Origin of the sequence: Actinosynnema sp. NPDC059335 (assembly GCF_042752395.1) — a bacterium.
Classification (GTDB): domain Bacteria; phylum Actinomycetota; class Actinomycetes; order Mycobacteriales; family Pseudonocardiaceae; genus Actinosynnema.
Genome location: NZ_JBHYXZ010000059.1, coordinates 35,074 through 41,671 on the forward strand (window position 1 = coordinate 35,074; position 6,598 = coordinate 41,671).

Sequence of the window (6,598 nt, forward strand, 5' to 3'; positions counted from 1 at the left end):
GTGTGTGTGTGGGGGGGCCACGCTTGGATTGTTTTTGTGGTGGGTGGTGAGTCTATTTTTTTATCTCCCCCCTCGCGGGCGGGGGCTGGCGGCGGCCGCCCCCCCCCCCCCCCACTGTCGGGGAATGCGGGTCAGGCGAGCATGTCGTGCCGGACGATGGTCTGGTCGCGGCCGGGGCCGACGCCGATCGCGGACATCCGGGCGCCGGAGATGTCCTCCAGGTGCTCGACGTAGGCGCGGGCGTTCGCGGGCAGCTCCTCGAACGTGCGGCAGTGGCTGATGTCCTCGAACCAGCCCGGCAGCTCCTCGTACACCGGCACGGCGTGGTGCACGTCGGTCTGCGTCATCGGCATCTCGTCGACCCGCTCGCCGTCGATCGTGTAGCCGACGCAGACCGGCACCTTCTCCAGGCCGGACAGCACGTCGAGCTTGGTCAGAAAGTAGTCGGTGATGCCGTTGACCCGCGCCGCGTACCGGGCGATCACCGCGTCGAACCAGCCGGTGCGCCGGGACCGGCCGGTGGTCACGCCGAACTCGCCGCCGGTCTTGCGCAGGTGCTCGCCCATCTCGTCGTGCAGCTCGGTCGGGAACGGCCCGGAGCCCACCCGCGTCGTGTACGCCTTGAGGATGCCGATCACGGTCGTGATCTTCGTCGGCCCGATGCCCGAACCGGCGCTCGCGCCGCCCGAGGTCGGGTTCGACGACGTGACGAACGGGTAGGTGCCGTGGTCCACGTCGAGCAGCGTGCCCTGGGAGCCCTCCAGCAGCACCGTCTCGCCGCGCTCCAGCGCCTGGTTGAGCAGCAGCCGGGTGTCGGCGATCCGCGAGGTGAACTTGGCGCCGTGCGCCAGCACGCTCTCGACCACCTGCTCGGGGTCGAGCGCCTTGCGGTTGTAGACCTTGACCAGCACCTGGTTCTTGAAGTCGAGCGCCGCCTCGACCTTCTGCCGGAGGATCTTCTCGTCCAGCAGGTCCTGCGCGCGCACGCCGACGCGGGCGATCTTGTCCTGGTAGCACGGGCCGATGCCGCGGCCGGTGGTGCCGATCTTGGCCTTGCCCAGGTAGCGCTCGGTGACCTTATCGATCGCCACGTGGTAGGGCATGATCAGGTGCGCGTCCGCGGAGATGAGCAGCTTGCTGGTGTCGACGCCCTGCTCCTCCAGGCCCGCCAGCTCCTCGAGCAGCACGCCGGGGTCGACCACGACGCCGTTGCCGATGACGCTGGTCACACCGGGGGTCAGGATGCCGGAGGGGATGAGGTGCAGGGCGAACTTCTGGCCGTCGGGCAGCACCACGGTGTGCCCGGCGTTGTTGCCGCCCTGGTACCGGACCACCCACTGCACCCGGTCACCGAGCAGGTCGGTCGCCTTGCCCTTGCCCTCATCGCCCCACTGGGCACCGATCAGCACGACGGCCGGCATGTGAAACTCCAAGCGGTTGGACGGGTAAGAGCCGAATGCCCGCGACGGCCGAGCCGTCATGAGGACGGCTGTTGAGGGTAGACCAGGAGATGAAGGTGCGCGGAATCGTGCTGGCCTGCGGAAACTCGCAGTCGCCATTGATCACGGACGGTGACCGCTTCGAGGTGCGCCGAGTGGCCGAACGACCCGGGAAGGCCGAGGTGGACGCGATCCTCGCCGATTCGGGTGACAAACGTCTCGTCGTGCACGGCACGGACGCCGACCTCAACGCCGTGGTGCTGCGGCTGCTGCGCACCGAACGGCTCGCCGACGTGCCGGTCGGGTACGTGCCCGCCGACCCGCGCTCGGAGGTGGCCCGGCTGTGGGGCCTGCCGACCGACCCGGGCCGCGCGCTCGACCTCGCCCTGTCGGGCGAGCCCGACCGGGTGTCGCTGGTCCGGGACGACGTGGGCGGGGTGCTCGTCGGCCTCGGGTCGCTCGGCCCCGTGCGGGGCGTCGGCTACGGCGACGACACCGTCGTGCTGCGCGGCCAGGCGTCCCGGCTGGAGGTCACCCCGGACCCGGACGGCGGCCCCGGGCTGGTGGTGCACGTCATCCACAAGCGGCTGTTCGGGCGCAAGGTGACGAGCACGCCGGCGCGCGCGTTCCAGCTCGGCTGCCTGCCGGTGCAGGTGAACTTCGACGGCATCGCGCACCCGCGGCCGATGGGCAAGTGGACCTGGTACCGCCACACGGAGGACCTGCGGCTGGTCCGCGGGGTGCAGTGACTCCGGAATTTTCCCGCGCGCCATTCAGTCGTCACTCGACAGCGTTGTAACGGAAGGAGGATTGACCCAAGGTAATTCCGACAGCTTCCAACTAGGAAGGTCGGAATTATGTCAACGGTCAACAAAACCGCGCGCTTCACCGCCATTCTGCGACTTCCGGCTTTTTCCCTGCTCCTGGCTGGTGTGCTGGCAGTCGGTCTGGTCACCCCCGCCCACGCGACGCCGCCGGGCATCCCGAGCACGAGCACCGCGCTCGCGGAACTGGCCGCGCTGACGGTCGCCGGCGAGGGCTCGACCAGCGGCTACTCGCGCGACCTGTTCCCGCACTGGACCACCGTCTCGGGCGCCTGCAACACCCGGGAGACGGTGCTCAAGCGGGACGGCTCGAACGTGGTCACCGACTCCGCCTGCGCCGCCACGTCCGGCCGCTGGTACAGCCCGTACGACGGCGCGACCTGGAGCGCCGCCTCGGACGTGGACATCGACCACGTCGTGCCGCTGGCCGAGGCGTGGCGCTCCGGCGCGTCGTCGTGGACCACGTCGCGGCGGCAGTCCTTCGCCAACGACCTGAGCGGCCCGCAGCTCATCGCCGTCACCGACAACGTCAACCAGGCCAAGGGCGACCAGGACCCGGCCCTGTGGAAGCCGCCGCTGACCTCGTACTGGTGCACGTACGCGAAGATGTGGACGCGCACGAAGCACAAGTGGGGTTTGACGGTGAACTCCGCGGAGAAGTCTGCGTTGCAGACCATGCTCGGGAGGTGTTGACGACCGATGGCCGACCTGTCCTCCGCCTTCGTGGCCGGACCCGGTGGCGTCATGACCGACGAGGTCGGCGTGGTCACCGGTGACCTGGAGCTGCGCACCACGCTCGCCGACGACGGCGCGCTGCGCGCGACCGTGCGCTACGAGGGCGCGGAGGAGTGGTACGCCGTCACCGGCGCGTCGTGCCGCCTGGCCGACCCGCGCGACCACGAGGCCGTGCACGCCGTCCTGCTCGGCGTGCTGAACCGGCCGCAGGGCTAATCGCCGTCGCGCTCGTTGCCGCCCTTGCGCGTCAGGGGCGGCAACGCCGCCGCGGCCTCGCCCCGGGACAACCCCGTCGCCTGCAACAGGTCCACCGCCACCGACCTGACCTGCGCCAGCACCACCCTCGTGGAGAAGCCCTCGCCGCCCAACCGGTGCGGGGTGGCCACCGACGCCGCGGCGCAGATCGCCGCCCGCGCCCGCTTCGGCTCGTCGCCGCGCTCCAGCTCCGCCCGCAGCACGTCCACCGCGTCCGCGTACTGCCGCAGCACGTCCGGCAGCACCTCGGGCATCCGCTCGTCGTCCCGCAGCGCCGCCAACGCGCGCCGCGCCAGCACCCTGGTGTTGCGCAGCGCGTAGTCCACCGGCGTCGCGGCCGTCACGTACCGGCCCAGCTCGTGCCGCCTGCGCCACCGGATCGGCGCGATGGTGGCGATCTCGCCGCCCGTGCGCAGCGCGGACTCGAACTCGTCCACCGCCTCCTGGCTGTCCCGCAGCCGCGCCAGCACCCCGGCGGCCCGCACCGCGTCGGACTCCGCCACCGCCGTCGCCACCCCGCGCAACGCCTCGGTCAGCTCGCCGAGCACCACCTTCGCCTGCCGGTGCGCCACGGTGAGCGGGTTCGCCGGCAGCAACGCCGTCACCGCGAGCCCCACCAGGCCGCCGACCAGCGCGTCCACCATCCGGTCCAGCCCGCCGCCCGCGCTCGGCGGCAGCAGCGTGGCGACCAGGACCGCCGACGACCCCGACTGCAGCGCGATCACCGCGCCGCCGTCCAGCAGCACCGCCGTGGACATCGCGAGGGCCACGACCAGCGCGATCTGCCACGGACCCGACCCGATCAGCGAGATCAGCACGTCGCCGACGCCCACGCCCACGGACACGCCGACCACCAGCTCCACGACCCGGCGCAGCCGCTGGCCCAGCGACACGCCCAGGCACACCACGGCGGCGATCGGCGCGAAGAACGGGTGGGCGTGCCCGACCACCTCGGTGGCGACCAGCCAGGACAGCCCGGCGGCGAGCGCGGCCTGGCCGATCGGCAAGGCCGTGCTCCGCCACCGCCTCAGCCTGCGCGCCACCTCGTCGCGCACGGCTCCCACGCGGTCAGCTCAGGCCGAGCGCGGCGGACGCCGCCGGGTCGCTGTCGGCGAGGAACTTCCGGCAGCGCTCGTACTCCTCGGTCTCGCCGATCTCGTCCGCGGCCCGCGCCAGCGCCGCCAGCGCGCGCAGGAAGCCCTGGTTGCCCCGGTGCGACCAGGGCACCGGGCCGTGGCCGCGCCACCCGGCCCGGCGGAGCTGGTCCAGCCCGCGGTGGTAGCCGGTGCGCGCGAACGCGTAGCCCGCCACCGGGTCGCCCGTCTGCAACGCCCGCTCGGCGAGCAGGGCCCACGCCTCGCTGAAGTCGGGGTAGGCGCGGACGATCTTGGCCGGGTCGGTGCCCGCCTCGGCGGCGGCCTGCGCCTCCGGGCGGTCGGGCAGCAACGTGGGTTCGGGGCCGAGCAGGTTCTCCATGCGGTCAGCTTAGGAACACCCGGGCCACGGCAGCGACCACTGCCAGCACCAACGCGGTGACGATCACGCCGGCCACGAACTTCTTCGCCATCGAGGGCACTCCCCGGTCTCTCAGCGGACTCTCAGCCCGGCACCCTGCCGTGCCCGGCCGTTCGGAGCAACGTCGATCACCTGTTAGGCTGATCCGTACGGGGAACGCGCAGGTCAGGGCCGTCCCCTAGGGGATCCGGGGGCAAATACCAGGGCGGGTCACCCTTCCGGCCCACCGAATCGAGACGCATCATGGGCGGGTGAACATGGGGGTTGCCAACCGCGTCGCGCGTTTCCGCGACCAGTACTGGGAACGCGGCGAGCCGGGGCGGGACACGCCACCCGCTCTCGCGGCCGCGCTGCACCGGCTCTGGCTGGTCGGCCTGCTGCTCAAGCTGATCGGCTCGTCGTGGGACGTGGCCTGGCACTTCAAGTGGCTGCGCGACGAGCTGGCGCCACCGCACCTGATCAACACCGTGGGCACGGTGATCGTGGTCGGGCTGACCCTGTTCCACACCTACACCGGCTACGGCGCGGACCGGACCGCGCTGCGGCTGATGCAGTGGGGCACCGGCGTCTTCCTGGTCGCGCTGCCGATCGACCTGATCAACCACCGGGTCAACGGCCTGGACATCACGTCGTGGAGCGGGTCGCACGCCCTGCTGTACCTCGGCACGGCGATCATGCTCGCGGGCGCGATCCGCGGCTGGACCCGGTTCTACCCGGAGGGCGGCCGGTGGCGGCTGTTCGGGCTCGCCGCGCTGTGGTTCTTCTTCCTGGAGAACATGTGGTTCCCCAACCAGCACCAGGAGTACGGGGTGCTGGAGATCGCGTCGTGGGACCGCGGCGACCCCTACGCCGAACCGAGCCTGCTGCAGTTCGCCGCCGACCAGATCGGCCGGCCCGTCGACCGCGAGTCGATCGTGCAGTTCTCGCTGCCCATCGCCGACTGGGTCTACCCGGTGTGGGGCCTGGTCGCGGCGGCCCTGGTGCTGGTGCTGGCCCGGCGCACGCTCGGCACGCCGTGGGCCGCGACGGCGGTCGCGGGCGGCTACGTCGCCTACCGCCTGCTGATCTGGCCGCTGCTCGGCGTCGCCGACTTCCCGCTCTCGACCGTGCCGGTGTTCCTGCTGCTCGTCGGCGTGGCCGTGGACGCGGCGCACCTGGGCCGGGTGCCCGCGCCGCCGGCCGCGGTGCTCGGCTCGGCCGCCGTCACCGGCCTCGGCTACGGCGGGATCTGGGTCCAGCAGCAGCTGGACGCCGCGCCGCCGATCCTCTACTCCTCGGCACCGGCCACGTTCCTCGTCCTGACGGCCCTGTGGCTCGCCGCCCAGCGGTTCCCCGTGCGCCGGCGCGCGGTAATGACCACCTGATCGGGAGCCGAAGACCACCCGAACACGTGAACGGCCCCTCCCGGCATCCGGGAGGGGCCGTCCGTCGCGCGGGGAGCGTCAGCCGGCGATCATGCGGCCGGACGACTTCAGGTGCTCGCACGCCTGCGCGATGCGGGCGGCCATGCCCTGCTCGGCGGCCTTGAGGTAGGAGCGCGGGTCGTACGCCTTCTTGTTGCCGACCTCGCCGTCCACCTTGAGCACGCCGTCGTAGTTGGCGAACATGTGGCCCACGATCGGCCGGGTGAACGCGTACTGCGTGTCCGTGTCGATGTTCATCTTGATGACGCCGTACGACACGGCCTCGTGGATCTCCTCCAGCAGCGAGCCCGAACCGCCGTGGAAGACCAGGTCGAACGGCTTGGAGCCGGCCGGCAGGCCCAGCTTCTCGGCCACCACGTCCTGACCCTGCTTGAGGATCTCCGGGCGCAGCTTGACGTTGCCCGGG

The 6,598-nt window shown here is 71.8% G+C and carries 8 protein-coding genes; 4 read left to right on the forward strand and 4 right to left on the reverse strand.

Annotated features, from left to right (window positions below; genetic code table 11):
* Window positions 1-131: 131 nt before the first annotated feature.
* On the reverse strand, window positions 132-1,421 hold the full coding sequence (locus ACFXGA_RS19905; RefSeq protein ID WP_378089905.1) for an adenylosuccinate synthase: 1,290 nt from the start codon (window positions 1,419-1,421) through the stop codon (window positions 132-134).
* A gap of 89 nt (window positions 1,422-1,510) precedes the next feature.
* On the opposite strand from ACFXGA_RS19905, the gene ACFXGA_RS19910 reads away from it, so the two are divergent.
* The 3 genes from ACFXGA_RS19910 to ACFXGA_RS19920 all read left to right on the forward strand — a co-directional run bounded on the left by ACFXGA_RS19910 (window position 1,511) and on the right by ACFXGA_RS19920 (window position 3,214).
* Entirely contained in the window at window positions 1,511-2,188 is a 678-nt protein-coding gene (locus ACFXGA_RS19910) for a hypothetical protein (RefSeq protein WP_378089931.1), read from the forward strand.
* 108 nt (window positions 2,189-2,296) lie between these two features.
* Window positions 2,297-2,956: an HNH endonuclease family protein gene (locus ACFXGA_RS19915; protein WP_378089907.1), complete on the forward strand. Its 660-nt coding sequence runs from the start codon at window positions 2,297-2,299 to the stop codon at window positions 2,954-2,956.
* A gap of 6 nt (window positions 2,957-2,962) precedes the next feature.
* Window positions 2,963-3,214 carry a hypothetical protein gene (locus ACFXGA_RS19920; RefSeq protein WP_378089909.1) on the forward strand — a complete coding sequence of 84 codons (252 nt, stop codon included), beginning with the start codon at window positions 2,963-2,965 and terminating at the stop codon, window positions 3,212-3,214.
* Here ACFXGA_RS19920 and ACFXGA_RS19925 read toward each other — a convergent pair.
* Together ACFXGA_RS19925 and ACFXGA_RS19930 are read right to left on the reverse strand one after the other, a co-directional pair.
* Complete coding sequence (locus ACFXGA_RS19925; RefSeq protein ID WP_378089911.1) at window positions 3,211-4,317, reverse strand: aromatic acid exporter family protein; 1,107 nt, start codon at window positions 4,315-4,317, stop codon at window positions 3,211-3,213. The two genes, ACFXGA_RS19920 and ACFXGA_RS19925, sit on opposite strands and share 4 nt — an antisense overlap.
* 4 nt (window positions 4,318-4,321) lie before the next feature.
* Window positions 4,322-4,729 (reverse strand): DUF3151 domain-containing protein, encoded by a 408-nt coding sequence (locus ACFXGA_RS19930; RefSeq protein ID WP_378089913.1) that lies wholly within the window; start codon window positions 4,727-4,729, stop codon window positions 4,322-4,324.
* 296 nt (window positions 4,730-5,025) lie between these two features.
* Between ACFXGA_RS19930 and ACFXGA_RS19935 the strand changes: the two genes are divergently transcribed.
* Entirely contained in the window at window positions 5,026-6,132 is a 1,107-nt protein-coding gene (locus tag ACFXGA_RS19935; RefSeq protein ID WP_378089933.1) for a hypothetical protein, read from the forward strand.
* A gap of 78 nt (window positions 6,133-6,210) precedes the next feature.
* Here the strand turns inward: ACFXGA_RS19935 and ACFXGA_RS19940 are convergent.
* A partial coding sequence (locus ACFXGA_RS19940) for a class II fructose-bisphosphate aldolase (protein WP_378089915.1) occupies window positions 6,211-6,598 on the reverse strand: 388 nt, incomplete at its 5' end.